The organism is Paenibacillus sp. N3.4 (assembly GCF_008017805.1).
GTDB lineage: Bacteria > Bacillota > Bacilli > Paenibacillales > NBRC-103111 > Paenibacillus_E.
The window spans coordinates 23,145-49,862 of the sequence record NZ_VRTT01000056.1 but is presented as its reverse complement, the minus strand read 5'-3'; the positions used below and the strand labels follow the sequence as shown (position 1 = coordinate 49,862).

31 protein-coding genes and 1 pseudogene are annotated in these 26,718 nt (G+C 41.9%); 5 read left to right on the top strand and 27 right to left on the bottom strand.

Going from position 1 to position 26,718, the window contains the following annotated elements; translation table 11 throughout:
• Positions 1-276: 276 nt before the first annotated feature.
• The 9 genes from FU659_RS24220 to FU659_RS24190 form a co-directional block, all read right to left on the bottom strand.
• Positions 277-1,608, bottom strand: coding sequence for a redoxin domain-containing protein (locus tag FU659_RS24220; protein WP_147949903.1), 1,332 nt, complete (start codon positions 1,606-1,608; stop codon positions 277-279).
• 86 nt (positions 1,609-1,694) lie between these two features.
• On the bottom strand, positions 1,695-2,159 hold the full coding sequence (locus FU659_RS24215) for a hypothetical protein (RefSeq protein ID WP_147949902.1): 465 nt from the start codon (positions 2,157-2,159) through the stop codon (positions 1,695-1,697).
• Positions 2,140-2,757, bottom strand: coding sequence for a CBO0543 family protein (locus FU659_RS24210; protein WP_187274361.1), 618 nt, complete (start codon positions 2,755-2,757; stop codon positions 2,140-2,142). Before FU659_RS24210 ends, FU659_RS24215 begins: the two co-directional genes overlap by 20 nt.
• A 92-nt stretch (positions 2,758-2,849) precedes the next feature.
• On the bottom strand, positions 2,850-3,518 hold the full coding sequence (locus FU659_RS24205; RefSeq protein WP_147949901.1) for a TVP38/TMEM64 family protein: 669 nt from the start codon (positions 3,516-3,518) through the stop codon (positions 2,850-2,852).
• A gap of 247 nt (positions 3,519-3,765) precedes the next feature.
• Positions 3,766-4,239 (bottom strand): alpha/beta hydrolase family protein, encoded by a 474-nt coding sequence (locus FU659_RS37565; protein ID WP_261808019.1) that lies wholly within the window; start codon positions 4,237-4,239, stop codon positions 3,766-3,768.
• A 26-nt stretch (positions 4,240-4,265) separates the two neighbouring features.
• Positions 4,266-4,691 carry an alpha/beta hydrolase family protein gene (locus FU659_RS37560; RefSeq protein WP_261808018.1) on the bottom strand — a complete coding sequence of 142 codons (426 nt, stop codon included), beginning with the start codon at positions 4,689-4,691 and terminating at the stop codon, positions 4,266-4,268.
• Positions 4,692-4,706: 15 nt separating this feature from the next.
• Entirely contained in the window at positions 4,707-5,213 is a 507-nt protein-coding gene (locus FU659_RS24195; protein ID WP_222708622.1) for a CPBP family intramembrane glutamic endopeptidase, read from the bottom strand.
• Positions 5,210-5,458, bottom strand: a complete 249-nt coding sequence (locus FU659_RS36480; RefSeq protein ID WP_222708621.1) for a hypothetical protein — start codon at positions 5,456-5,458, stop codon at positions 5,210-5,212. Before FU659_RS36480 ends, FU659_RS24195 begins: the two co-directional genes overlap by 4 nt.
• 13 nt (positions 5,459-5,471) lie before the next feature.
• Entirely contained in the window at positions 5,472-6,443 is a 972-nt protein-coding gene (locus FU659_RS24190; RefSeq protein ID WP_222708620.1) for a helix-turn-helix domain-containing protein, read from the bottom strand.
• A 427-nt stretch (positions 6,444-6,870) separates the two neighbouring features.
• Here FU659_RS24190 and FU659_RS24185 point away from each other — a divergent pair, with 427 nt between their 5' ends.
• The 3 genes from FU659_RS24185 to FU659_RS24175 all read left to right on the top strand — a co-directional run bounded on the left by FU659_RS24185 (position 6,871) and on the right by FU659_RS24175 (position 9,088).
• Positions 6,871-7,395, top strand: coding sequence for a C40 family peptidase (locus FU659_RS24185; RefSeq protein ID WP_147949900.1), 525 nt, complete (start codon positions 6,871-6,873; stop codon positions 7,393-7,395).
• Between the two features lie 153 nt (positions 7,396-7,548).
• Positions 7,549-8,310: a YheC/YheD family protein gene (locus tag FU659_RS24180; RefSeq protein ID WP_147949899.1), complete on the top strand. Its 762-nt coding sequence runs from the start codon at positions 7,549-7,551 to the stop codon at positions 8,308-8,310.
• A gap of 214 nt (positions 8,311-8,524) precedes the next feature.
• Entirely contained in the window at positions 8,525-9,088 is a 564-nt protein-coding gene (locus tag FU659_RS24175) for a phosphatase PAP2 family protein (protein WP_147949908.1), read from the top strand.
• Positions 9,089-9,104: 16 nt separating this feature from the next.
• Here the strand turns inward: FU659_RS24175 and FU659_RS24170 are convergent, their stop codons facing one another.
• Positions 9,105-9,704, bottom strand: coding sequence for a DedA family protein (locus FU659_RS24170; RefSeq protein ID WP_147949898.1), 600 nt, complete (start codon positions 9,702-9,704; stop codon positions 9,105-9,107).
• Between the two features lie 285 nt (positions 9,705-9,989).
• On the opposite strand from FU659_RS24170, the gene FU659_RS24165 reads away from it, so the two are divergent.
• Complete coding sequence (locus FU659_RS24165) at positions 9,990-10,490, top strand: C40 family peptidase (protein WP_147949907.1); 501 nt, start codon at positions 9,990-9,992, stop codon at positions 10,488-10,490.
• Positions 10,491-10,642: 152 nt separating this feature from the next.
• Here FU659_RS24165 and FU659_RS24160 read toward each other — a convergent pair whose 3' ends face one another.
• The 16 genes and pseudogenes from FU659_RS24160 to FU659_RS24090 all read right to left on the bottom strand — a co-directional run bounded on the left by FU659_RS24160 (position 10,643) and on the right by FU659_RS24090 (position 24,558).
• Positions 10,643-10,825, bottom strand: a complete 183-nt coding sequence (locus FU659_RS24160) for a hypothetical protein (RefSeq protein WP_147949897.1) — start codon at positions 10,823-10,825, stop codon at positions 10,643-10,645.
• A gap of 24 nt (positions 10,826-10,849) precedes the next feature.
• On the bottom strand, positions 10,850-11,962 hold the full coding sequence (locus FU659_RS24155) for an MGDG synthase family glycosyltransferase (RefSeq protein ID WP_147949896.1): 1,113 nt from the start codon (positions 11,960-11,962) through the stop codon (positions 10,850-10,852).
• 27 nt (positions 11,963-11,989) lie between these two features.
• Positions 11,990-12,676, bottom strand: a complete 687-nt coding sequence (locus tag FU659_RS24150; protein WP_147949895.1) for a response regulator transcription factor — start codon at positions 12,674-12,676, stop codon at positions 11,990-11,992.
• The gene (locus FU659_RS24145; protein ID WP_147949894.1) at positions 12,673-14,151 is read right to left on the bottom strand and encodes a sensor histidine kinase; all 1,479 of its coding nucleotides are present in this window, start codon (positions 14,149-14,151) and stop codon (positions 12,673-12,675) included. The genes FU659_RS24150 and FU659_RS24145 overlap by 4 nt, the downstream gene beginning before the upstream one ends.
• Positions 14,152-14,167: 16 nt before the next feature.
• Positions 14,168-14,914 (bottom strand): ABC transporter permease, encoded by a 747-nt coding sequence (locus FU659_RS24140; protein ID WP_147949893.1) that lies wholly within the window; start codon positions 14,912-14,914, stop codon positions 14,168-14,170.
• Positions 14,907-15,644 (bottom strand): ABC transporter ATP-binding protein, encoded by a 738-nt coding sequence (locus FU659_RS24135; protein ID WP_147949892.1) that lies wholly within the window; start codon positions 15,642-15,644, stop codon positions 14,907-14,909. The genes FU659_RS24140 and FU659_RS24135 overlap by 8 nt, the downstream gene beginning before the upstream one ends.
• A gap of 89 nt (positions 15,645-15,733) precedes the next feature.
• Positions 15,734-16,114: a hypothetical protein gene (locus tag FU659_RS37555; protein ID WP_261808016.1), complete on the bottom strand. Its 381-nt coding sequence runs from the start codon at positions 16,112-16,114 to the stop codon at positions 15,734-15,736.
• Positions 16,111-16,647 (bottom strand): hypothetical protein, encoded by a 537-nt coding sequence (locus tag FU659_RS37550; protein ID WP_261808015.1) that lies wholly within the window; start codon positions 16,645-16,647, stop codon positions 16,111-16,113. The genes FU659_RS37555 and FU659_RS37550 overlap by 4 nt, the downstream gene beginning before the upstream one ends.
• 170 nt (positions 16,648-16,817) lie before the next feature.
• The gene (locus tag FU659_RS24125) at positions 16,818-17,777 is read right to left on the bottom strand and encodes an alkaline phosphatase family protein (protein WP_261808014.1); all 960 of its coding nucleotides are present in this window, start codon (positions 17,775-17,777) and stop codon (positions 16,818-16,820) included.
• A 52-nt stretch (positions 17,778-17,829) separates the two neighbouring features.
• On the bottom strand, positions 17,830-18,453 hold the full coding sequence (locus tag FU659_RS24120) for an undecaprenyl-diphosphatase (protein WP_147949890.1): 624 nt from the start codon (positions 18,451-18,453) through the stop codon (positions 17,830-17,832).
• A gap of 95 nt (positions 18,454-18,548) precedes the next feature.
• Complete coding sequence (locus tag FU659_RS24115; protein WP_147949889.1) at positions 18,549-19,976, bottom strand: HAMP domain-containing sensor histidine kinase; 1,428 nt, start codon at positions 19,974-19,976, stop codon at positions 18,549-18,551.
• Positions 19,973-20,646, bottom strand: a pseudogene (locus FU659_RS24110) (response regulator transcription factor). Before FU659_RS24110 ends, FU659_RS24115 begins: the two are co-directional and overlap by 4 nt.
• A gap of 78 nt (positions 20,647-20,724) precedes the next feature.
• Positions 20,725-22,338, bottom strand: coding sequence for an FMN-binding glutamate synthase family protein (locus FU659_RS24105; protein WP_147949888.1), 1,614 nt, complete (start codon positions 22,336-22,338; stop codon positions 20,725-20,727).
• 187 nt (positions 22,339-22,525) lie between these two features.
• Positions 22,526-22,759 carry a benzoate/H(+) symporter BenE family transporter gene (locus FU659_RS24100; RefSeq protein WP_187274360.1) on the bottom strand — a complete coding sequence of 78 codons (234 nt, stop codon included), beginning with the start codon at positions 22,757-22,759 and terminating at the stop codon, positions 22,526-22,528.
• Positions 22,760-22,779: 20 nt separating this feature from the next.
• Positions 22,780-23,682, bottom strand: a complete 903-nt coding sequence (locus FU659_RS24095; protein WP_147949886.1) for a benzoate/H(+) symporter BenE family transporter — start codon at positions 23,680-23,682, stop codon at positions 22,780-22,782.
• 63 nt (positions 23,683-23,745) lie between these two features.
• The gene (locus FU659_RS24090; RefSeq protein ID WP_147949885.1) at positions 23,746-24,558 is read right to left on the bottom strand and encodes a uroporphyrinogen-III synthase; all 813 of its coding nucleotides are present in this window, start codon (positions 24,556-24,558) and stop codon (positions 23,746-23,748) included.
• A 334-nt stretch (positions 24,559-24,892) separates the two neighbouring features.
• On the opposite strand from FU659_RS24090, the gene pdxR reads away from it, so the two are divergent.
• Entirely contained in the window at positions 24,893-26,335 is a 1,443-nt protein-coding gene (pdxR, locus tag FU659_RS24085; RefSeq protein ID WP_147949884.1) for a MocR-like pyridoxine biosynthesis transcription factor PdxR, read from the top strand.
• On the opposite strand, the gene FU659_RS24080 is transcribed toward pdxR, so the two are convergent.
• Positions 26,332-26,538: a hypothetical protein gene (locus tag FU659_RS24080; protein ID WP_147949883.1), complete on the bottom strand. Its 207-nt coding sequence runs from the start codon at positions 26,536-26,538 to the stop codon at positions 26,332-26,334. The genes pdxR and FU659_RS24080 overlap by 4 nt on opposite strands.
• Positions 26,539-26,718: the final 180 nt, after the last annotated feature.

Here is a 26,718-nt window from a genome sequence, read left to right as displayed (position 1 = left end):
CCATAAGAAGTGATAAACAGCTGTTTAGCTTCTAATAATGAATCATCCATCTGATGTTTACCTTCCTTTCTCCATTTACAACCTATCCACGCATAAATACACGTCAAGTCGACCTTCCCGATGCATCTGAATCATATTGCCATAAGAAGTGATAAACAGCTGTTTAGCTTCTAATAATGAATCATCCATCTGATGTTTACCTTCCTTTCTCCATTTACAACCTATCCACGCATAAATAAAGCCACCCTCTTCAGAGAGTGACTATGACGACATTGGTTATTTTCTCTTACTTCGTTCATCTATCACATTCAACTGTTGGACATTAAACTGCATATCTTGAAAGATTTCGTTGACTTCTTTATTTATCGTTGTCTCAACTTCTTGTATCTCATTAAGACTGTTTTGAGCTTTTTGCTGACTTTCTTTGATTTGGTCCAGTTCATTTCCAAGAAGCTGAGAGTCGTCTGCAATTCGTCTAACGCCACTAGATATGTCAAGAACATCCGTAGAATTAGCCGAAATCTTTTCTCTTACAGTAGTCATTGTTTGTTCAAAAGAAGTAAAAGAGGCGAAACTTTCACTAATTTTCTCTTCTATCGCGGCCAGCTGGGCTGTAATATTTCTGGCAGATTCTTCTGTTCCGTTTGCTAAAAGAGTGACTTCCTTGGCAACAACAGCAAAACCTTTTCCATGTTCCCCTGCTCGTGCAGCTTCAATGGAAGCATTCAAAGCCAGTATTTTAGTTTGATTGGATATCCTTGCAATCACACCACTCATTTCATTGACCTCATTCGTCATCGCGACTAATTCTGTCATGCGTTCACGGGTCATTCGAATGTTATCGCTAAGCATATCGTTCATCTGCTGAATCTCATTCATTTCAAGTGAGCTATGATTAAGCTTATCACTATATTGGTTAAGCTCCTCGTATTTCGTATGGTAAGCGCTAACGAATTCATTTAATACTTCGAAATTAGCCTGCGAGTCTTTTTTGATATCGTCGATATGATTTAAATTGTTTTCAACACTTCGCGTTACAAATGAAGCTGACTGACTAACATGATCCAATGTAGACTTCATATTACTCAAAAAAACAGGCAATTCTTCTTCAAATAGATTCGATGAATCCGGAACTACGGAAAGTGAATCGATCACTTCCAAAATTTGCTTCGCAGACGGTCGATCACCTTGGTTTTCACCGATGTAGGAATAACGAATCGTCTGTTTCTCATCGATGATATATGTACTAGGAATGGCAATCCGAAATGAGTCCCATTTAATGGGAGAAAATATTTCGTAGCTTTTGATAACTTCTCTGGTTTCGTCGGATAAAATAGGAAACGTGATGCCATTTGCATGGACGTAATTTTGAATGTTCTCTAGATTTTGTCCGGCTATTGCAATCAGATTAACACCTTTTTGCAGAAATTTCTCATGAAATTGATTTAATTCGGGTATCTGTTTCCGGCAATTGTGGCACCAGGTTCCTCGCAGAAAAATAATGACTAAGGGCTTACCGATATACTCGTCCAATGTCCGAATTCCTTGTGTAGAATTTAATTTAAAAGGAACTGCTTTTTTACCTATAGATAAACCCTTTTTTGCCATTGTAGACCCCCGTGATTTGAAATAATCATCTAGCTTATTTCATGTTATCCGAAAGTCATACACATAGCTATCTATTTTTGCTTGCTTCATTGCTTCCTACGATTATTCAGCATGAGAAATAGTAAAATACCTATTCCTATGCCTATAAAGGCAAATAACATGGCCAACCACACTGGACCCCATAACACACCAAACAATTTGAGGTCAGTTGAATAAATAAGTCCGACTGTACCAAGGAAAGCACCCAAAGCGTAAGGAAGATACGCATATGCCGCGGTCTCTCCCCCATCTTTGTAGGCATCCCACATTCCGAACATATACAAGCAAGGATAGAACATCAGCCAATGGTAATCCGTAGTGTCTATTGCTGCCGTGATATCCCCTAAGAAGCTATAAATGATAATCATATTTAAATGGCTATTCGTATTAATTATAAATTCTAAGATAATTAAGGTGATAGCCTTTATATATTTTCGATTTAAAAATTGCCCAAAGCCCGGAAGAGCAATGCTCCACAATAATTTTTCGATTTTATTGGATTTGTTGTTCATAGTGATCAACACGCAGCTCGTGTATCTGCTCTCCATGTTGACTTACTTTCTGATATGAAAACAAATGATCGAACGGGATCACCCGTTTCATGGTGGACAGCACTCCTGTACCGCTCTTCTTAGAAGTAAGAGGAACCGTATTCTCCACATATCTGCGGACTAGACCAACAAATCCTCTAATTGTAAACAAGGTTACATTAATCCACGCAAACGTATGCCAGATAGACCATTCTTTCCAATTAAATAAATTCGTTTTCTTTTCCATTACCCATTGAGCAATAGACATTGGGACACTGAAGCATAAGCTTCGCGACAAAATATGACGTGGTTTGGCATTATAAGTCCATCTTATCCAGATCACACTGAGAAGCGGATAAAACAGTAGATCATATAAGATATTCGTGTCAAAAACTTTCGCAAAAGGCCTCACTGGATAGGAGATTTTTTTGCTTTTAACAAAGTAGGAATCGATCGCCGTCGATAATACAGCCTTAGCAAAAAATGTCGTTAACAAGATAAATATATGTTTACGTTTAAATATTAAAGGTGCGGCAGCGAGACTGGACATAAATAAAAGTTTTAATAATATGCGCTCCACATTGGTTTCCTCCTACAACTTTCATGTTGTGGTTAGTATGGTTGTTATAGGAGGATAAGTATGCAGGAAACGAATGGGTATGGGTACTGCCATCATTGCATGGTGATAGTTCGGAGTGCATGCCGTTTTCTTAATATCAAACCCAAAATCAATAACAGTACAAACAAGCCTCCACCAACTACTCCCCATATAAGTGACCCCTGTCGGACTCCCGCATAGATGCCGCTCATGGCTATGGTAAAAGGGAGAATGCCAATACCTGTGGTCCAAATGAACCTCCAGATGCTCACATTCAAAAATCCAATCGCATAATTCACAAAATGGTAAGGGACAAGCGGTACCAAACGGATGAATAAAAGGCCAATTGTCTGGTGCTTTTGAATAAATGACTCCACTTTCACAAGGAAAGGTTGTGCTAACTTTCCGAAAAATGGTTTTGCAAACCATTTCGTAAGATACAAGGCCCCTATTGCACCAGCCAAACCACCTATCCAAGTATATATCCCGCCCCAGATAGGTCCATAGATTTCCATCAGGATGACAGAAATGAATTCCCCGGGCACAGGTACGATATTGGCAAAGGTTTGGACCAAGATGCCAACAATAATCCCCAGAAACCCAAGGTTTTGAATCGATTTCAGCAGTTCTTGGGCTTGTCCTGTATGAAGCAGATAGATATAATAACCAATAATTAGAGCAGCTGCTAGTAAAATGACCATCCCTTTCATCGGTCGGTTACGAGCTTTCTTTGTAATATCCAAATGATGTTCCCCTTGCTATAATCGATTATTAATTCTACCTAAGTATACCTTAGATAGATTAAAATTTGATGAACTCTTTCGGTACTCAATAGGGTGTGCAAATTTTACGATGTACTCCCCTCTCTACGGCAGACAAAAACAGCCCGCCCGTAAGGTGATCCATGATTACGTATGCGCGCGAGAAGTAAAAGCCTCGTCGTTCATCGACCGGAACCGACAGACGATGAGATAAACGGGTATCTATTTATTATTTGGTCAATATCCACTCCGCAATATCCTCCAAAACTTCTGCAGACACCTTTTGTGGGATTTTGTACTCTTTTTTGAAGTCCTTGACCCTGCCATAAACCGACTTCATAAACAGGTGGTTCAATCCGGGGTAGAGCTTGAAACGGACATTGGGCTTACCGATGCAGATTTGCTGATAGAGTGCGAAATCCTTTTCCGTAGAGACCTGAAAATCTTTGTCTCCCTGCAATACCAGCACGGGTTTTTCTTTTCTGCTCAGATAATTGGTAACGGGATGTTCGGCCATCTCCTTGAAATACCATGCGTAGGTTTTACCAAAAATCTTTGTCTGTTTTGCTTCTTCCTCACTCATACCGGAGATGGCTCCGAATTTGGCTTTGAGCCCCGCGATTTGCCTATTCGCTATTTTCTGTAGGAATTTAGGCAATTGACTGAGCATATCATCATTTTGGCTCAGCAAAATATCGCTCAAAATACGCGGCGAGCCTGCACATATGATTATACCCGCGAATTCGCCGCCCTCCGCGTCAATACGCGCGCGAGCATACCGCCGAGGCTGTGACCTAAAATATACACCTTGTCGGGGTCAATTCTGCCGTCATTTTTAAGCAGTTTGACGGCAAGGAGGGCGTCCTCTATTGTTTCGCTTTCTACAGTCACATCGCCGGGGCTTTCTTTCAGCATCTGCTTCCCGTAAATCTTTGTGCGCTTGTCATAGCGAAGCACAGCGATTCCTTTGGCAGACAGTGCTTCTGCAATATCGCGGAATGGCTTATTAGCGCCGATACTTTCATCCATATCTGCAGGGCCTGAGCCATGCACCAGTACCACAGCCGAAACCTTTGAAGAACAATTATCCGGCAACGACAATATCCCATTCAAAGGGTATTTCGTTCCCCTGCCAATGATTATTTTTTCGTTCATGTCCATAACCTCCGATTAGATAAATAATGGCGCTATTACATGCGGAATGAGTATATGCAACACAATGTCGGTAGAAAAGTGGGCGATCATAGCCGACTCCAGCCCCTTTTTCCAGTAGAGCCAGCCATAAATAATGCTGAGAGAGCCGTTTAGCAATACCGCCCGGAGGATTACGTCGCCGGTGATCGCGGTCAGCGCGCTCGTGATTCCCAGATGACCGAGGCCAAAAATCACGCCTGTTATAATTATGGCCAGCCACACTCCGATTTTAGTTGGACCTCCATCTTTCGCCTTTTTGATTTTGGAAGTAATCCAAACCAAAAGCGTCATCAAAAACAACCGGAACAATATTTCTTCCGCTGTGCCGCCGTAGAAAATCGCAAGTGCGGATTTCCAAATCGGCACCGCCATTTCCGCCTTCATCAGTTCAACGGACATATTCCAGAACGGGATGCACAGTAAAACGACAAGCACACCGCCCAAAATACCCCAAAGGACGGATGAACCGAGTATAGACTTCAAATAACCCTTTCGCTTTTCACCGCCTGTAATTTCCTCCAGAATCGGTGCGCCAAACTCAATCCGAAAAAGCTCGCCAACGCACTTAACACCAGTGTTTGCGCAATCTGCGCTGGTATGATGATCTGCATAGGCGCGTTATCTGGCAGCGGAGCAAGCGCGTACGTAAACGGTAGAACCATTACGCCTGTCACGGCGCACACAACAATAAGCAGGAAAAATAGCTTCCAGTTGATGATTTTTTTCATAGTCAATGCCCTCCTATAAAATTCTCCATTTTTTGAACGATTCGTTGATATCCAGGGTCATCTCGCAACGAATGAACGCTGGATTCATCAGTCCATCCCGCATCATGCTTTCCTTTATTACCTGCTCACTGCGGGGCGTGGCTGCGTCGCAATCATTTAGCCACGGGTCAATCAGATCAAAGAAGGAATCTCCATGAAGCTCGAAGGGGAAGAATCCTTCCACGCAAGTATCCACATATTTTCCAAGCAGTTCAATCGCTTTTTCGAGGAAATTGTTCGCGCAATACATATGAGCTCCCAGTGCGTAAAGCAGAATGACATTGTTTGGGTTTAGCCTCTTCATATTAAAGATTCGTGCGATATCTGATGCCCTCAAAAAGGCTTCTTCCGCTTCCTGTGACATTAACACACCCTCCGGTATCATGGGTCTGATTCCTTCCCCAAGTAAATCCAAAACACGCTGCGGTTTATTAAGCGTCAGACAGCAAATCGCCTGATATAAAACCGCTTCTTTGGAAAGTTGAGCATCGTCGCTTTCCGCCTGAATCCGCTCACATAGCGTCACGGTTTCGTTCAGGAGCGCCTCTTTTCGTTCCTGCGTTCCCGCCAGCATGAAGTGATTTGTGTACAGCTTGACTATTTGCAAAAGGAGTGGGAAACAGGCGTAATATTTTTTAATGATGATAGCGCACTCCGTGACTACATCTTCAAAAGGCAGGGAAGCGAAATCGGAGGCCAACCGGGTGTATAGTTTTGCGATGTCCGTCCGTTCCATTTGCGGGGAATAGCCCATCAGTTCGTCTATGCTAATGTTAAAATAGGCGGCAAGCTGTGGGAGAAATGTGATGTCGGGATAGCTTTGACCCGTTTCCCACTTAGAAACAGACGATTTGGAAACGCCGATATATGCCGCAAGCTCATCCTGCGTGATTCCTTTGTCCCTGCGTTTGGCCACAATGACCGATGCCAGATTGATTTCTTTCATCAACGTCACCTCCGCTTATTACTATACGGTTTACAAAGTAAACTTCCAAGCGACTCTTGGTTTACTTTTCGAGAAATAATCAACCGTAGGGAAACAACATAAAATAAACAGCCCACCCCGTAGGATGAGCTGTGTTTTAAATACTATACTTGACTGTTGTAAAAATCTTGTTGTCGACAAGCCGTGTTAGAGCCGAGTTTTTAAATCTTTCGTCGAACAGATAAATAGGGACAGTCTAAAACCACTTGTTAGTTCTTGTCAAGGTGTTGTTCCTCATCCATTTCTCATGAAATTCTAAGAATGGCTGATTATGCTAGACGTTGCTTGACCTTCCTCTCTTTCAGGTAATTATTAGGATATCCCCTATGTGTTAATGTGATTGTAGGTGATAGCCTAACAACACGATCCTAAAGGAGGAATTACCATCATGCCATTCATGAGAAAAAGCCGCCTAAGCCAATCGTTAGTGGGGATAAGTCTCAGTCTTACCTTGCTTGCAACAGGAAGTCTAGTTATTAATCCAGTCTCTGCTCATGCCGCAACTTCAACAGCTGCTAACAGTGCTGTCAGCTCCACGAAGGCAAACAGCATTGTCCAAACAGCACAATCGTATATCGGTAAGGTCAAATACAGATTTGGTGTAAGAGACACACAGCATCTCATTATGGACTGCTCCGCGTTTACACAAATGGTTTTCCAGAAAAATGGCATTTCCATACCATGGGGATCCCGTGCACAAGCTAAGGTAGGTACACGCGTGGCCGATAAAGCTCATTTAAGTAAAGGTGATTTGGTTCTGTTTAGCGTAAGTAAACCCGGACAAATTAACCATGTTGGTATCTATATTGGCAATGGTAAGTTCATTAGCAATACGACCAGTTCTGGCGTAGTTATATCTGATATAAATTCTGGTTTCTGGGGCTCTCGCTATATTACCGGACGTCATCTCTAATTCATTCCTTGCATAGTTAAAGCCTGATGCCTTCATGGATCAGGCTTTTATGTTTGTTTATTTAGAAGTTATAGACTCTACTCCAACTCCCTTTTTTTGAAAATGAATATGATATGTAGATTCATTCAATTTTAACGGAGGTGCTCTATTCGTATGCATACGTTGGGTAGCAAATGGACCAAAACGAAAATGCTTCTAATGAATAAGGAATTGAAAACTTATGTACCTGAGACTAGAATATATAATCACACTAATCTACGTACTATGCTAAATAAATATAAAATGGTTTATGTGAAGCCTGTAAATGGATCTTTTGGTCAGGGTGTCATTCGGGTTGATCAAGATAATGTCGGTAAGTACCGTTATCAATCCGGCAAGACCATACACGCCTTCCGATCTTTTGATCCTTTATTTACCTCTCTAAACAAAAATAAAAGTAAAAAATCGTATATTGTCCAACAAGGCATTCATTTATTAACCTACAAAAAAAAAATTTTCGATACTCGAATCATGGTGCAAAAAAATGCTTCGAAAAAATGGGAAGCTACAGGCTACATTGGACGAGTAGCTCATCCAAAAAAAATCGTGACAAACTTCCACAATAGCGGGAAGCCCTTGCCTTTGGAATTATTGCTGGCTTCCTATATGAAGGATCCGAAGAAGAAAGAATATATTGCCCAATTAAAAAGACTGGGATACAACATAGCAAAACAATTTCAAAAAAACCATGCTGGATTTAAAGAAATTGGTGTCGATGTAGGTATTGATAAACAGTTAAAACCATGGATTATTGAGGTAAACACAGCTCCGGATCCTTTTATCTTCAATCAATTAAACGACAAACGAATGTTTCGCAAAATATTAAGCAATGCTCGAGCCAACGGCAGATTCGTCCAAGTTCGCAGGAAAAAGTAGCCTGATAAAAACTCCAAGACATCGTTCTTTACAAGAAATTAGCAATATGATCGAAACTATGTTACTTTAGAATTAACTTTGTAAATGCAGGTGATACATTCAGATGGCCCCTAGACTTCAAGTAACATCCGTTTTTTTTATTAGCTTGTGCTCGTTGCTATGTTTTTTATTTGTGGCTTCACGTTTTGCCGGGCAAGATGTTTCACAATTCGATATGTCCATCATAACTTTCGTACAAAGTTTTGAGACGTCGTGGCTAACTGCCGTTATGCAAATATTCACTTTCATCGGTTCAACGAAAGTCGTTATTGTCATAACTTTAGCCTTTATGTATTTTCTTTATCGCGTGCTGCATCATCGTCTGGAGATTACATTCTTTATAACGATGATTGCAGGAACCGCTATTTTCAACCAAATCCTTAAAGCGATTTATCATCGAGCCCGTCCCAATCTGCATCACATCATTGAGGAGACCGGGTACAGCTTTCCCAGTGGTCATTCAATGGAAGCTTTCGCGTTGTACGCCTCACTTGCCTTCCTATTGTGGAGACATCTTGCAACTCGTAGAGCAAGAACCTTAACCATCATTGGTTGTGTGATTATGATTTTATGGATTGGCCTTAGTCGTATCTATTTAGGTGTCCATTATCCAAGCGATGTCATAGGAGCCTATTTGGCAAGTGGCTTCTGGTTTGCACTAACCGTTTGGATTTTCCAATGGTACAAAGAGTATCGGTATCATCAACGTAAACAGAAAACCTCCAAAACCACTGCATAGTGGATTGGAGGTTTTTTTATGAGGATAATTGAATTTGTCGTAACAGTTTTTTCAATCCGATAAACCCAAGAATGATTAATACAGCGACAACGATCCATAGAGGCTGATGGAAGTGAGCATACATATGATGCCAGGCTCTTCCAAGTTGTTGACCGAGCATAACCAAGATTAATATCCAGCCTAAAGCACTTGCACATGTAACCATCATAAACTTTCCAAATCGCATGTTTATCGCCCCTGCAATAAAGGGGGATGCATGTCTTAAACCCGTAACATAAAAGCCTACCAAGAGCAGCAGCGAGCCGTATTTCCTGAATTGATCAGCCCACTTCTCTAACTTGCTTTCCGGAATGTGAATCCACTTTGTCAGCCTACTAATACGCTTAAGGCCAATGCTCTTACCTAGCATGTAGTTTAAGGTCATTCCCAAACACGCACCCAGCCAAGCAAAACTAATAAGTCCCCCCATATGAAGGTTCGTTTTGAGTGCTATGGAGCCTGCACCCAATAATAATATTTCAACTGGTATTGGCAAGCCGACAATACCAACAAAGAGCAGCAAAAACACGGCCGCATATCCATAATGGCTAATGAAGAGAAGTAATGAATGACCCATATTTTATCCACCTGCCTTTGTAAATCATTTTACCATAAGAAAGGAATGCATACATGAAAGAAAGATGAGAAAGGCTACACTTCCATTCTCGCCTTGTCAAGGCTTTTGTGCTCAGCTAATTCTCATGAATTTCTTATAAAGAACAATATACCTTGTCCCTATAAGGTTTTCTCCACTACTAGCAAATATTAGGGAATCCGATCTGTGTTACAGTTATTACAGGCAGACACACAATCACGATTCCTAAGGAGGAAATCAATCATGAAAATCACTACTAACAACTTGATGAAGAGCCGCCTGAGCAAATCGTTAGCCGGGGTTACGCTCTGTTTTTCACTCTTTACTGCAGGAACATTAATCACTACTCCACAAGCTGCTTTTGCGGCGAGCCAAACAAAATCAACGGCAACAGCAACTTCTTCTAAAGCGGATAGCATTATTTCATTAGGCAAACGCTATCTGGGTGTACGCTACAAATTTGGTGCTTCAACTGGTAATACCAGTGCCTTTGACTGTTCTTCTTTTACCCAATATGTGTATGGAAAAAATGGCGTATCTCTGCCGCGTTCATCCAAACAGCAATCTCAAGTAGGAACTTATGTGCCTAAGGATCAATTGAAACCAGGGGATCTTGTCTTCTTCTACTCGCCGATTCATCACGTTGGGATCTATATGGGTAATGGAAAGATTCTGCACACATATGGAAGTCCTGGTGTTACGATTTCTGATATGAATACCGGTTGGTGGAAAAATAATTATAAAACCGCTCGTAGGGTTCTGAAATAATAGACCCTATAATTAGTATGATAGATTGTTATGCATTCTATTCAACCCCCAGTTATTTCGGGGGTTTTTTATTTAATTACGCACCAAAAAGCGTCATTTTCCCCTTGTGTTGGGATCTAAACGACGCTAATTCATCGATATAAACCATACATTCATGAAATGGCCCTGCCATCCTCATGTTCTTGGTCTTTACCGGGAACAATAAGGATGTGCCGTAGGATAAACGTTTTCTCTTCCTCCTTCAAGTTGGATTGATGAATGAGTTTAACTACCTTCTCCTCTAACTTATGAATGGTTTGTAGAAAGACATCTACATCCTTCATTGAGTCATCCATGAGACCCGCTCCTCTCCTCATTAATTAAATAGACAGCGACAGCGGTTGACGAATGGTTTGAATGATATCATCAACAATATGAGTTGCTGCTTGATTTTTGCTTAGGCTCATCATGCGATCGCTAACTTCCTCACGTAGGGTAGGATGCTCCAGAAGCCATTTAATGCTGCGCGAGAGATCCTCTACACTGTCAGATACGGCAGCGACTCCCCGGCTAGCTAGATACTTCGCATTTTCTCTTTCTTGCCCTGCATAAGGCTTGTAAATATGAATCGGCAGTTGCATAGCAATCGCTTCGGTTAACGTAAGTCCTCCTGCTTTAGTAACTATACAGGAAGAATCAGACATAAAATCATGAAGATTGTTGACATAACCATGTATGGTCAGATTCCGATAGGCCATGAATTGTGTTTCTAATTTCTGCTTTAATTTTTCATTTCGCCCGCACACAACCGTGATGTGGTAGTGAGCATGCCCAACCAAAGATACTAATAAATCATCAACATAACGTGAAGCACCATAATCTGAAGCCATGATGAGAATTTTCTTCTTGCTTCCCCCAAGAGCAGACTTGTTCCGGGTAAACTCGTTTCTTATAGGTATTCCAGTAACTTCTATGCGATCCCGAGTGAAACCTTTACTTATGATCTGCTGCTTGAGTTCCTCAGTAGCTACATAATATTTGTCCACGGATGGGTGCAGCCAAGAAGAATGCAGGGCAAAATCCGTGAGCACGGTGAAATTGCTTATCCCTAAACTTTGGCATATTTCAGGTGAAGCACCAAATGGGAATGTCGTAACAACAGCATCCGGGCGCTCCTGATTAATAATTTCTTTAAGTTTTTTCTTTCCCAATATCGTCATGGATCGCTGCAGAAGGGCTGATCTTTTGTTTTCTCTCGTTAAGTAATAGCTCCAACCGTAATAGTTAAGACCAACCCTTGATATTTGAATACTTCTGTTGATGAGAGAATTGGTCACCATATGAATAAACGGATGCCCTTCCTTCATGAGATCCACAATTTTCACCTGCTCCACACCTTGCTTGATCAATTGTTGGTGTAAAGCTTGCGAAGCTTTGATATGTCCATTACCGTAGCTTGCTGTTAGGATCAATACTCGCGGATTTAGATTCATAAAAAGGTAGCTCCCTTATCGATAATTTTATAAGCGGAAACGATAGCCTGCACCCCATACAGTTTCGATATATTCCGATTTGGACGTATCAACTTCAATCTTCTCTCTAAGCTTTCGAATATGAACAGTAACCGTTTGAGAATCCCCGAGAGCATCTACGCCCCAGATTCGTTCAAAAAGATGATCTTTGCTAAATACGCGATTCGGATTCATAGCAAGAAAACAAAGTAAATCGAATTCTTTGGTCGTAAAAGCTATCTCTCGCTCATGGAGAAAAACCCGTCTTGAACCATAATCAATCAGAAGTCCACGTATCCTTACCACGTCTTTGCTCTCTTTGTCACCTATCAGCCGTTCGTAGCGAGTGAGATGGGCTTTTACTCTCGCCACCAGCTCCCCGGGCTTGAATGGCTTCGTAATGTAATCATCGGCTCCTAGACCTAAGCCTCTAATGACATCAATATCTTCTTTCTTCGCCGTTACCATCAGAATAGGAATATTATGTTTCTCCCGAATCTGTTTGCAAACCTCAAAGCCATTCATAAGGGGGAGCATCAAATCCAAAATAATCAGGTCGTAGTCCCCGCTCATGCCCAGCTTCAACCCTTGCTCCCCATCCATTGCAATGTCAACCATATAGCCGCTTACTTCCAGATAGTCTCTTTCTAATTCCGCAATTAACTGTTCATCTTCTACGATCAGGATTCGTTTCATAAGTCATCACCAACTTTATTCATTCTTAGTGGTAGGACGATTCGAATTACGGTCCATTCCCCTTTAACACTAGTTGCCTGAATCGTACCCTCATGACCTTCAATGATTTGTTTGGAGATAGCCAATCCAAGGCCGCTTCCGCCTGTCAGACTGTTTCTGGACGGATCTGCACGGTAGAAACGTTCAAAAATATGTGGAAGTGCTTCTGCCGCTATTCCTTGCCCGTTATCTTTGATTTCAATGACTAAGTTGTTTTCAGACGTGTGGGCCTCTAATTCAATTCGTTTATCTGATTTATTCATATATTTCAAGCAATTGTCCATGATATTGGTGAACACACGTCTCATTTTATCCCGATCAATCGAGATTTTCATTCGTGGTTCAATGGATAGTTGTGTACTAAAATGGACGCCTTGTTTCCCTAGCTCAAAATCCAGTTCATCGGACCAATCTTGCATAAAAGCAAAGAGGTCGACAATTTCATAATTAAAAGGAAGCCGCTTCAAATCAAGTTTGGAATATAAAAACAATTCATCAATCAAATGATCCATTTCTTCAGCTTTAGAGGAAATAATATCAATGTACTTTTGCCTTTTCTCTGGTGTATCGGCAATGCCATCCCCAATTCCATCGACATAACCTCGAATGGCCGTCAAAGGCGTTCTTAAATCGTGCGAAATATTAGAAACGAGTTCTTTGCGATTCTCTTCATAGAGCAGCTGTGTCTGGATAGATTCTTGAAGCTGCTTACGCATTTGATCAAAAGCAAGACTAAGCTGACCTATTTCATCTTTATTCGTGACTTGCACCTGAAAGTCCAAATCGCCTGCTTTCATTCGTTTCATAGCCTGTTTTAGCTCCTGTAAAGGACGAATAATGCTTCTAGATACAAAATAAGTCAACAATGTATGCGTTGTAATTAGAATTACAATGAGTGTGATAAATAAAATCGGGAAAAACTTCTGAGCAAAATTCACAAGCGGATTAACCGTTGTCGCAACAATGATAGTCCCTGGTTGATGGTTCGTAAACATCACATCTAAATGAATAGTCTCGAGCATTTGATTGCCATAACGCTTAGCGTCTTCTTTCTCGATATGCCCAGGACGATCAAAGATCGGCAAATGCGCAAGTATATCCGACTGTTGTAAAGAAGGAGACACATAAGCAATTTGGTCTGCTTTGCGAACGATTAAGCCTGATTTGTTCATTTGAAGCTCTTGATCAATATCGGCCAAATAGGCAGAATCCATTAATGCTGCTGGATTATTCTCAGCTGTGCGTTTTATCTCTTTCACCATGCGCTCCACGTTATGGTTTTCGAAGAGACCCCCACTTGAGACATACTGATCTCGAACACTTTGGACATCGCCACGAAAAACGACAATAAGAAGTCCCGCGGTGATGATCATGATGAATAGCGGAATAACCAGCATAGCGGCATAGGAGAGTAATAACTTTAAGCGAATAGACATGCGAGCATACCCCGTTTTAGACCTCTTTGCGATCAAATTTATAATAACCGAGTGTAAAAAACAACAGACAGCTGGCTAGCAAAAATGAGGTTGTTGAAGCTAGTTTGCCCACGGTTACCGTCTGACTAAGCCAGAGCATATGCCAATCCGTGTAAGCCGTCGGTGAAAAGGAAGAAAAAGAACTGAACAGGAAAGGAGCAATCTTGGCCGCGACATAAAAAACGATGCTAAACACCATAAAGCCATTGGCACTTTTGAAAAACTGCGCAATAAAAACAAAAACGGCAGAAAGTGCAAGCATGGATATAAAAGCTGCCAGATAAGCTTTTAGTATTCCTACTGCTTCGGCAAAGCTAACCGAAGTACCTGCAAACAAGTTGCAAAAAAATGTAATTATGCCTAAAAGGATGAGGATCGCCCCAATGCCTGTTCCAATCGCAGCTGCTTTCGTTCCAAACACTTGGAATCGGGTATTAGGCCGCAATAAAGCCAGCTTTAACGTTTTAGAAGCTATTTCATTCGGAAATAGATCACTTGTAATCGTCAAAATAAATAGCGGAATCCAAATACCTGTATAAATGGTTAACATCTCGATAGGAAACGAAGGACTAACCGCGATTAATCCCAAAATTGGCTGCAATGCATGTAACGATATCGCAAGAAGAATTGGCAATAGGATCGAAACTACCCCAAACGCAACAATTTTCCTCCGATATAAGAGCAAATATAGCTCATTGATATACCCTGCTTTCCAGTTATGCATGTGCGTATCCCTCCTTCCCTAGTTGTAATTCATCCATATAAAATTGTTCCAACGATTGATTGTTTTGCAATAAGTCTGAAACGTAGCCCTCTCGCTTCAGTTGTCCTTGCACGATGATGCCAACTCGATTGCACAGCTGTTCCAATTCATGGATCATATGACTCGATATGAGGAATGTGGTCCCCTTCTCATCGCTTAATTGTTTGATTACCTTACGGAACATAACCGTCCCTTCGATATCTAGACCATTCGTAGGCTCATCCAAGATAACAAACTTTGGTTCCGGCAAAAGCGCGGCAGCCAAAGCCAGCTTCTGTTTCATCCCCGTCGAATAACCTCTAATTTTCTCTTTGCGTACGTGATGTAGGCCTACGATTTCCAAAAGCTCATCAATCCGTTTTCCATGCACATTGGGATAAAAGCGGGCGACCAACTGAAGGTATTGCTGTGCCGTGAGGAAATCGTGAAAGTCAGCTGATTCTATCATGCATCCTACATGCTGCATGCCTTGTTCAAATTGTTCGGCTATATGAGCTCCAAACAAGTGAACCTCTCCTTGATCTGCCCGAATTAGCCCCGTTATTAGCTTCAGAAATGTCGTCTTACCTGCCCCGTTAGGTCCAAGCAGACCGTAGACATCACCTTCCTCTATGTGCAGGCTGATATCACGCAAGCCTCTTTCATTGCCATAAAGTTTACTAAGATGGATCGTTTCCAGAATGGGATTCAAGATGTTTCCTCCTGTTCATTAAAATAAGGCAGATAGGCCTTCCTGTTGAAATCCTATCTGCCTTTGAAAATCAATGCAAGTAAGTGCTACTAGTTGTCGTTGTGATGCTTGCCTTCTTGACCATGCTTCAATTGTTGTACGGTTTTACCTGTTAGATCAATTGTTTCAGGGGTTGTACTGTTGATTCCTGTAAGATCAGCTTGTACATGAATGACCACTTGATGAGCTGTGCCGTTGTCATCCTTGCCGGAAATCGTTAGATCAGCCTCTTGATGTTGGATATAGTTGGATGCATTCACTGTCGCTTTGACAGCAACTTTCTCGATTTTGATATCCGTCGTTAACTGAGGCGCACTGTTTTTAAATACATCTTCGTTGACAGGAAACTCATTCGTTTTGTTATCTTTTTTCTCGCCGTCATTCTCTTGTTTCGTCGCTTCTTTAATTGCGATTGGTGCAATGGCATTCACGACTGTAGGTATTTGAGCGTTGTCCAGCTGAATGGAAATATCTTTCGATCCATCAGCTTGGCATCTACGGACACGTAGTCTTTCAAATTACCTACCAGAGCATCAATTACCGTCTCCACTTGCGCAGAAATTTGTGAATCTGCCGTCTTGTTATCCTTCTTATGTTTTTCTTTACCTTCTTGTTTCACGTAGTAAACATCACTATCTGCTGATTTCAGGACCGTTTGATCGGCTTGTTTATAGAAGCTTAATGATTGTGACTTACCATTGCTCGTCAAGTCTGCATTTCCGCTTGCTGTTTTCGTATCAGTGCTTACTTTGAAGCTGCCTTTTGCATTCGCAAGCTCATTTCCGTTATCTTGAAGACTTGCTGCCGCTTGCACACTTACGTTTTGGATGGTTTTCGTATTTTTCAATGCTGATTTATAGGTGTCATACCCAGATGAACTCGCCATTGCACTAAAACCGGTTGTGACCATCACGATGCTGCTAATTCCCACAGCGCTTCCTAGAATTAACCATTTCTTCTTCATTGTATCCTCCTAAAGATGATGTATTTGCTTACTAGATAAGCATAGACGCCAAAAATGAAACCCTTATGAACCAATTCTTAAATAATTATTAACTCTTTAGTTGAGAAAATTAACAAATAAAACCCTCCAATTCCTTTGATATAATCGGAGGGTTGTGATGGTATTCAAATTTATTGCTGCCAAATATGTTGAATAGGTCCTGCATCAGCCGAATTTCCTACAGGAGGAAGGTTGTATAAATCTTCCAATGTCCGAAGCACATTTAAATGAGTAATATGCTGATCGTAGTGACCTTTCTTAACCATCTGCCCGATGAAGATCGTCGGAATATGATTATCCTTGGATGAATCATCTTCATCCCAAGTCAAGATAAATAAACTATTGTGCGTTTTCGCCCATTCTATATAAGGACCAAGGTGATTTTTCAGCCAGTCGTCTGCGGTTTTAATGGTTCCATCATGCATATCATGATCCATATTGGGAATTACGTAGGAAACCGTTGGCAAATTATTGTAATCACTTGGAAATTGATCAAGTGGCATATTCGTTTCCTTTGGCACATTGGTGAAGTTTACCCAAGGACTATGTTTCCGTCCATATTGACTATGTGTGCAAGCGAAAGAACCTACAGAAGGCAAATCCTCTGAAAAACCACCAAACGTGTACCCAGCATGTAACAATTCACTGGCCATATTAGCAGTCTTAAATACATGCCCACAAGAATCATCCTTGACTCCTTGATTCGCTCCTGAAAAAAGCAGCAAATAATTCGGTTGGCTGGGATGTGTGACTGCGTAAGACTGCGTAAAGAATGCCCCTTGCTCCGCTAACGCGTTCATATATGGGGCTGACGGGTGGCCGATTATTTTTTCATAAGAATGATTTTCTTCAACAACAATAACAATATGGTCGGGTTTAACTGCAGCAAGATTGGCATCCGCAGCAAGTTTGTCGGGAGTAACGGCTACTGTAGGTTGCGGACTAGCCTGTGGTGTGTGAGCAGGCAAATTTAACGTTGAATCTGCCGATTGTTGAGTCGGTGTTGATATTGGATTTGGGCTCGATATAGCGAATGTTGATCCGGGCCCCTGCACCAATTTGTTCACCTGCGAACATGCCGTTAGTATCAAACAGAACAAAAAAAGGAAAAGCTTTCTCGGCAACATCTGTCCCCCCTAGCGATCACCTGCGTGTTGAAAACTGATCTGTTTTTACCTGTGGTTTCGGCCAAACCTTATTTTCCAATTTTTCATACACATCGATGAGTATCATTAACGTTTTTTGTGCAATCGTTGAGCGGATAAAAAGTTGATGTACACACAAAGCGCTAACTATTCCAATAATCCCTCCAGCAAGCACGTCCGTAGGATAATGAACACCTGTCCATACGCGCGAGAAAGCAATGCATGCGGCTAGTGCCAGCCAGACTACGCCATCTTTTCGACGATATACCCAGAACGCAGTTGCGATAACGAATGCGCCAATGGCATGGTCACTTGGGAAAGAAGAATTTGCAGGGTGTGCAATTAATTGGAGCACAGAATGGACGACAAACGGGCGGTCGCGATAAAAGAAGTGTCCTAATAGACCACTGATCATTAATCCGATACAAGCGGATAGAAGCGCTTCTGCTACCATTTTACGATTAACCTCTCGCCTAGTAAACCAATATACGATAACACCAAGATAGAACACACATTCGGCATACGATGCAAAAAATCGCATTAGCGGGTTTAAGAAAGACATCGTAAGGCCTAGTTGGTTAATCATCTGAAACAGTTGATAATCTAAATCTTGTACATGCATTCTCATCATCCTTTGTTTTTCTCTTTATCTTGCTAGGTTCGCTTTACAAACACTTTACATGACAAAGATGAAAAACAAATGAGAAAAGGCATACCCTAAGTGAGAGTATGCCTTTGAATCGGAAATTTGATTACAACTGTCGTTCCTTTATCTTCAATACTTGTCATAGATATATCACCTTGATAATTTCGGACAAACTGTCTGGCGATAGATAGACCAAGCCCCGTACCTCCAATTTCCCGATTCCTGGCCTTGTCTACACGATAAAAACGTTCAAATACATATGGCAACTCCTCTTCAGGAATACCAATGCCATGGTCTTGGACGAAAATCGCTAACTCATCCTTCTGACAAGATGTTCTTATTATGATTACTTTGTTTTCTGCTGAATATTTCACCGCATTATCCAGAACGATAAGCAGAATTTGTTCCAAATGCAGCGCATGGATGTGGAGTTGGACATCCGATATTCCAGCAGCATCCACCTTGAATTCAAAGTCCGGATGAAGCGCTTTGACTCTTTGAATCGTCTGTCTAAGAACGGGTTCCACAAGAACAGACTCCTGGGACTCCATGGATGATTGAGATTCAAGTTTCGTCAAAGTCAGCAGTTCCTGTACAATTCCTTTCAACCGTCTTACCTCTTGTAAGGAGGCATCCAAGGACTCATCAAGAACGATTGGATCGGTTTTACCCCAACGATTCAAAAGAGACAAATGTCCTTCCAATATCGTAATCGGCGTCCTTAATTCATGGGAAGCGTCTTCAACGAATTGTTGTTGTTGACGAAAAGAGATCGCGAGTTGATTCATAAGGTCATTGAATAACTGCGCTAATCGGGATAATTCATCCCCATTTTCAATATTAGCTACGCGTTCCTCAAGTCCTTTTTGCTTCACACTTCGAATAGCGGAATCCAATGCTCGAATGGGCCGCATGAATTGCCTAGCCAGCGCTAATCCGCTGACCCCACTGACAAATATAGCCAACACGCCGCCAATGATCATAACCCAAAGCAGTGTTTGATTAAAATGATCAAATGTCTCCAAATTATTTGCAATTTCGATTGTTCCTATCCAACTAGACTGAGTAACCGGACTTCTATAAATCAGCAAATGGTCTTCGACGCGGGTGAAGTCTACAAGCTGCTGCGCAGTTACTGGCTGCGGATCAACCCAGTTTGTCTCAAAATGCTGCGAAACCGTTAAGATCGGAGTTCCTTGCTGATCAATGATACGAATCATTTGGTTTTTACCTATGATTTTCTGCATGTAAGCACGTGTGTCTTCAGCTAGCAGCGATTCGGATGACTGAGCTTTGGTCTGCAAATAATCTTGCACTTGTCCCATGGTCACTTGAATAGCATCCTTTTCCTGATTCAGCATCCATTGCTTCAATACCAAGTATTGAGCAAAGTTATACGAGGTGAACAAGAGGAAGATAAGCAGCGCCGCTCCAAGCATAAGCTTCCATTTGATGGGCAGACGTTTAAGCCATAAAGGCATTTTCATTTTAATTTTCATCGCAACACATATCCGATGCCTCGAACTGTTTGTATGAAGCTTTCCTCACCGGATCGATCCAGTTTATTTCGCAAATATCGTACGTAAACATCAATGACATTCGTTTCAACTAGTGAATCATATCCCCAAACTTGATCCATGAGCATGTCCCTTGTCAGAACCAGATTCGGGTGTTTCATAAACATGACCATAAGATCAAACTCACGTTTCGTCAACTCAATAATTTGCTTATCTTTGTAAACGATTCTTGCATCTAGATCAATCCGAATGTCGCGGAAATTAAGAATGGCGTGTGTAATACTTCTCCCACTTCCACTCTGCGAAAAATAGACCGCATGCGAGCTAATAGCTCCTCAATCGCAAAAGGCTTAGGCATATAGTCATCTGCCCCACTATCCAACCCAGATACCCGATCGTTTACAGTATCTCTCGCTGTCAGCATAATAATCGGCGTCTTTTTGACTTCACGAACTCTTCGACATACCTCAATGCCGCTCATCATGGGCAACATAATATCCAACAAAATCAGATCCCAGTCTTCTTTCAAAGCAAGGTCTAGTCCAGCTTGACCATCGAATGCCGCTTTTACAATAAATCCTTCATGCTCCAATTCAAGCTGAATAAAACGCACTAAATTTTTCTCATCCTCAATGAGTAGTATTTGTTTCATCATAGACTCCTTTTTATAACGCTTCTTCCCATTATATATAAAAAGAATGAAAAATCCATGAGAAAACCCGTCCCTATCTCAGCCCGCGTCATTGATTTTTTCAAGCGATGAGCTTGTTTTTATACGATCAGGTTTCGGATAAGGATATAATTCACTAAGACGAACCGTTCGCCCGAATTCATTTTTAAAAACAACATGTTCGCGAGTGAACTGACGTGGACTTTCCAATCCACAAGCCGCGCCAAGAGCAAATAAACCTTCTCGCATCTGGAGGATGAAGTTCATCACTCTCCACTGCTTCTCCTCGGGTACCAAAGCTGCCATATATTTAGGGTCTGTTGTCGTTATGCCAGCTGGACATTTACCGGTATGACACTGCATCGCCATGATACAGCCACTTGCCATCATAAATCCTCGCGCTGAATTGACGCAATCAGCCCCGATCGCCAGTGCAATGGCTACTTTATCAGGTGTAATCAGCTTACCGGATGCAAAAATTTTGAAGCGGTCGCGCACACCGAATCTTCTAGCCGTATCATCCAGCGTAATTAAAGCTGGGAATAACGGCAAGCCCATGCCATCAGCCATTGCTTTGAAAGTTGCCCCTGAGCCTCCTTCACTGCCATCGACCGTAATGAAATCCGGATAAATGTCGAGATCCAGCATCGTTTGAAAAAACGATTCCAGTCGATGCTGATCGCCGATGACAATTTTGATCCCCACAGGTTTGCCGCCCACATCCTGTAATTGCTTCACAAAACGGAAGGTATCCTCTGCGTTTTTCAAAAAAGGAAAACGATTGGGCGAATTCACCGTTTTTCCTACAGGCACTTTTCGGATCGCAGCGATTTTCTTATTTACCTTTGTGCCTTCCAAGTGACCTCCTCGAATTTTGGCACCCTGTGCAAATTTCAATTCGAAGGCTTTAATATGAGGTTCAGCAGCCTTTGCCCGAAATTCATCTAGGGAGAAATGCCCCTCATGATCCCGAAAACCAAATAAACCCGGTCCGATCTGAGAAATCACATCCACACCGGAATTCAAATGATCAGGGGCAACGCCTCCCTCACCTGTATTTATCCATGATCCTCCCGCCATACGAGCACCATTGCCGGTCGATTGAATATAATGCTCGCCAACCGCACCGTACGATGTTGCTGAAGCGCCGAACATTCCTTTCAACAACCAGGGATGCCTGCAGTTTTCACCAACCTTGATGACATCTCTGTCATCATAAAGCCATTTATTAACTTGTTCTTCAACCACACGCTCGTGCCGTGTGAACATACCTTCTTGAACAATTTTGTATTTCTTGGCTAGAACCTTCTCCGAATTATCTACCATTAACTCATCGACAAGCTTTGGAAACATATCGTTAGAAATGTAGAAGCCGGGTTTTTCATAATCCCGTTTTGACCCGAAGCTAATAATATCTGTGCGATATTTCGCGGCAAAAATGAGTCCTGTATAATCATCTCGTGAAAAAGGTTTGCCACTTGTATCATTGTCAAACCAATACTGACGAAACTCCGGTCCCAATTTCTCCAGCAAATAGCGCATCCAACCCAAGTAAGGATGGGCCCGAATGATCGAATGCTGTGGCTTTTTGGATGCGATGTACAAATATCCGAACGTAAGAATGGGTAGTCCAATGATAATAACTAACAAAACAATGATAATGATGGTCTGCATATCCAAGCTCCTCTCATACGAGTACTGGCCTCATTTTCTTTCTTGTAATTTATTTCATGATATGGTTAACAGCCAATTTCTAGACATTTAAACTAAAGAAAAGGAGCTGATAGGAGCTCCTTCTACCATACTATCATAGCTCGTCTCTGGAAATTGCGACTTTTTACTGGCAACTTGGAATCCACTGTCAATAATATTCCTTCTTCTTCCCTTCTCCCAATAGCTTTGCAATTAAAATACCAATCAATAAAGCCCAAACCGGCGACGAAACACCCAGAAATGACATATTTGAAATCGCTATGAGAAACGTAAACATGACGGCATATTTATAGGAGGAATCTGAAAATGCCGCTTGCAAACTGGATAACCATACACCGAGCAGCGAGAGGCCGGTCATCAGTGAAATGAACGCTGGTGGCAAAATAAGAATTAAATCAATGATTAGCCAAGAAACAGACCAAATAAAATAACGATGGAGCCTGAAACAATGGCTGCCCAGGTCCGCTGTTCTCTTGACCCTGCTTCTTCGCCGCTGCAAAGCGCACTCATCATTCCGCCCATATTGGCTGCATGTCCGGCAAATACACCAGCAACTGAGGTAAATGCCCCTGACATAATCATTGTTTTATTTACTGGAGGGTTATACCCGTTACTTTTCAAAGCTACTAAGGCAACCGCGATATCATTGGTCAGAATAAGTACAGAAATAGGAATAGCAATAGAAATAAGCGCTGGCATTGTAAAGGAAGGAATGAGGGGTTGGGGCCAAATAAACGTTGTAAACGATAGATTTGGGAAATCATAGGCTATGAACAAACCTAAGATTCCCCAAACAAGCGCGCCAATAAAGGGAGGAACTGCTTTGATCATTTTGAGGGTGATCACATAGCCGACTATCGTTAGACCACCAACGAGAGGCATAGCGGAAACAGAAGGAATGACCTTCATTACATAATTCAATATTACGCCTGCAAGCAGCGCATCGATGAATACCTTGGGAATGAAATCCAATACTTTTTTAAACATACCTGACATCCCAAGACCTACTATAAGCAAACCGGATAACACATAACCAGCTGCTAGTTCATGGATCGTGAACTGCGACGCCGTGGAAGCAAGGAATGCAACTGCTGTTATGGAATGAGCTCCGCCAAATGGAATTTGATATCGTACGGTCATGACGACATTTAAGATTCCGCCCAGCACATAAACCGCAAACATCCAAGTAACGAGTTCTGTCCGTGTAAATCCAGCTGTCTCAGCTACATGGATAATCAATAAAGCGCCGCCGCTGCAGGCTAACAGCGAGGACATGACTCCCGCAAAGAAATTTTGCAAATTCATTGCTTCACACCTTCCTTACTTCAATAAGGAGTTAGTGAAACTCCATCATTTGAATGGCAGTCCTTACGAAGACAGCTCCTCATAGTGTTTAACCAGTTCTATGATCATAGCGCCCATTCGCTCCGTTTCAGGAACAACCATACGAGCTACTCCCTCTTTTCTCAAAGCTTCGGCGGTTACTTTACCAATGGCAACAGCTCGAGCACGGTTGGAAAATGCTTGGAGAATTCGTTCAACTTCACCTGTGCGCCTCGCATAATCAAATAAATAGCGGACTTGAACGGCAGTTGTAAAGCATACAGCATCTACTTCTCCTGTAATCAATTCGAGGGATAAAGTTTCAAGTACAGTCGTTTCGGGCTCGATATGTCGATAAGGAAGCAGTTGAATGACTTGCGCTCCTCTATCTTCCAGAAAGTGGACAAGTTCCGGTTGCAGCTCTCCATGGAGCTGAACCACCACTTGCTTCCCCTTCAAATCTATAGAGGCAAACCCATTAAATAATCCATGTGTGGTTCCATCCTCATCAACAACATCGGGCTTTATGTTTAATTTTTTCAAAAAAGCATACGTTTTATATCCTCTGGCAGCTACGTTAGCAGCTTGAATGACATCAATCAAATCCGCACGAATCCCTAATCGATCTGCTCCCTCCAGCAACGTTTCAGTTCCAATTCCGGTTGTGAAGATAAACCAATCCACGTGCTGCTGAACACAGAATAACAATTCATTTTGAATTACACTTTCATCGAAATATAAAAGTCCTTGCAAAGGTCGGACTAGTGGGGTACCCCCTTGCTTTTCAATTAAGACGCTCATTTCCTCTGTCTTTCTTGATCCTGCAATCACAATTTTTTTTCCGATCAACTTTTCCATTTCTGTAGTAATCCCCCTTGTTGAATAAACAGCACTTTTAGAACTAAAAATCCCTAGACTCGGACTGAGCTTAGGGATCTGTTTACGATGAAGAAATGACCTGACAGCTTCACGTTCATTCATGATCTGATCTCGCTCTGACTGAAACGAAGTGTTCCTTGGACAATTATTTCTATCATACACAATCAAACAGCCGGGTGTATATACTTGATCTGCCGAGTTGTCAACAAACAGTAATATTCGCCATCCATGAGCGCTCAAACTAGTGATATACTAATTGAAGCTTATTTTGTATATTTCCTGGTCATACTTCTTCTAAAGGTGGTGAGCATCCATGTGGACGCCAGATCGAACGAGCAAGGAACCCATTTATCAGCAAATCGCGAACTTCATGGAGCGTAGAATCTCATTTGGAGAATTCCCTCCGGGAAGTGTGCTTCCCTCTGAACGCAAATTGGCCAGTGTCATTGGGGTAAATCGCAGCACGGTTGTACAAGCTTACGAAGAGCTAAGAGCGTCTGGCTTAGTTGAAAGCGCCAAAGGAAGCGGGACAAGAGTCAGTTTGCACAAATGGGGACTTTCCCCTAAACAAACACCAAACTGGAAAACCTATGTGGAGGGTGGTCCCTTTCTCCCAAATTTGCCTTTTATCCGCCGTATTCGTGAGGAGTTACGGCATCAAAATACGATCATTGATTTCGCCAGTGGTCAACTATCCAATGACTTATTTCCAAATGACATCGTTCGTGAGCTTATGCAGCAGCAACCCTACGAAGAACAATTAGGCTACGAAGATCCTCAAGGCTATTCGCCTCTTCGCGAAAGCTTAGTTACATTTTTAGAACAAAATCTTCATATCCATAGTACGGATTCATCTATTTTAATTACTTCAGGCTCCCAACAATCGCTTTATTTAATTACACAGTGTTTACTGAGCCCCGGCGATGCCGTTGCTATAGAAGATCCTTCTTATTGTTATTCTTTACCCATGTTTCAATCTGCAGGATTACGTTTATTTCGTTTGCCAGTCGACGATCAAGGCATTCAACCAGAGGATATTGTTCCGTTATATCGACAGCACCGAATCCGCATGATTTTCGTTAATCCAAACTTTCAAAATCCTACAGGCAGTGTCATGTCAACGGAGCGTCGGATTCGATTATTAGAAATCGCTGCCGAATTAGGTATTCCCATTATCGAAGATGACCCCTTTACCTTGACAGCGTTCGATGGGAACCCACCTCCAACTTTGAAATCGATAGACACAACAGGCAATGTGATCTACATCGGGTCTTTTTCCAAAATCGCCGCATCCGGTTTGCGCATCGGATGGATGATTGCCCCTCAATCGGTCATTTATCGATTAACGGATGCGCGGCAGCAAATGGATTTCGGACTAAGCAATTTACCTCAATGGGTCGCCAACCATTTTATTAAAAATGGACATTTCGAGTGCCAAATCTTACGATTACGCGAGGCCTTATTAGAAAAAAGGAATACCATGATTGAGGGATTACGAGAAATAATGGGTGACTCTGTAACCTTTACACCTCCGACGGGAGGGTTAAATTTATGGTGCAAACTCCACACTCAAGTCGATGTTTTTAAATTGCTGGACGAAGCGATCAAACAATCCGTGCTTTTCGTACCGGGAAGCGTCTACGGGTCTGATCCTGGATGCATGCGATTAAGCTTTGCACGGCCCCATATGGACGAAATCCTTCCCGGATTAACCCGATTGCACGAAGCGATTCAAATGTACAGCAAGAAACCTTAGAGTAAACTGCGGATAAAAGCAAATAAAGCTAATAATCCGGCAGCGATTGAAACAATATATAATGAAGTAAGGCGAATCCATTTCGTTCCTGTTTTTTGATCGTAGCTGGGATCTCCTTCTTGATTTTTCGAGAAACCTACAAACAAGGTGGCCACTACGCCAAGTAATATAATCACAAAAAAAACGATAAAATAAGTATACATACGTTACCCCCATGAAATTTCTTTTATTCATACTGCTTATGCGTCCATTATAGCCGTAAAGTGAATATGACACCTCAGCCAGTTTTAACATTTTTGTCCCATCCACTTCACACGTTTGAGTCCGCCTTTCCACGTAAAAGAAGCCCATCATGAGCAATCATGAAGGGCTTCTTTCATATA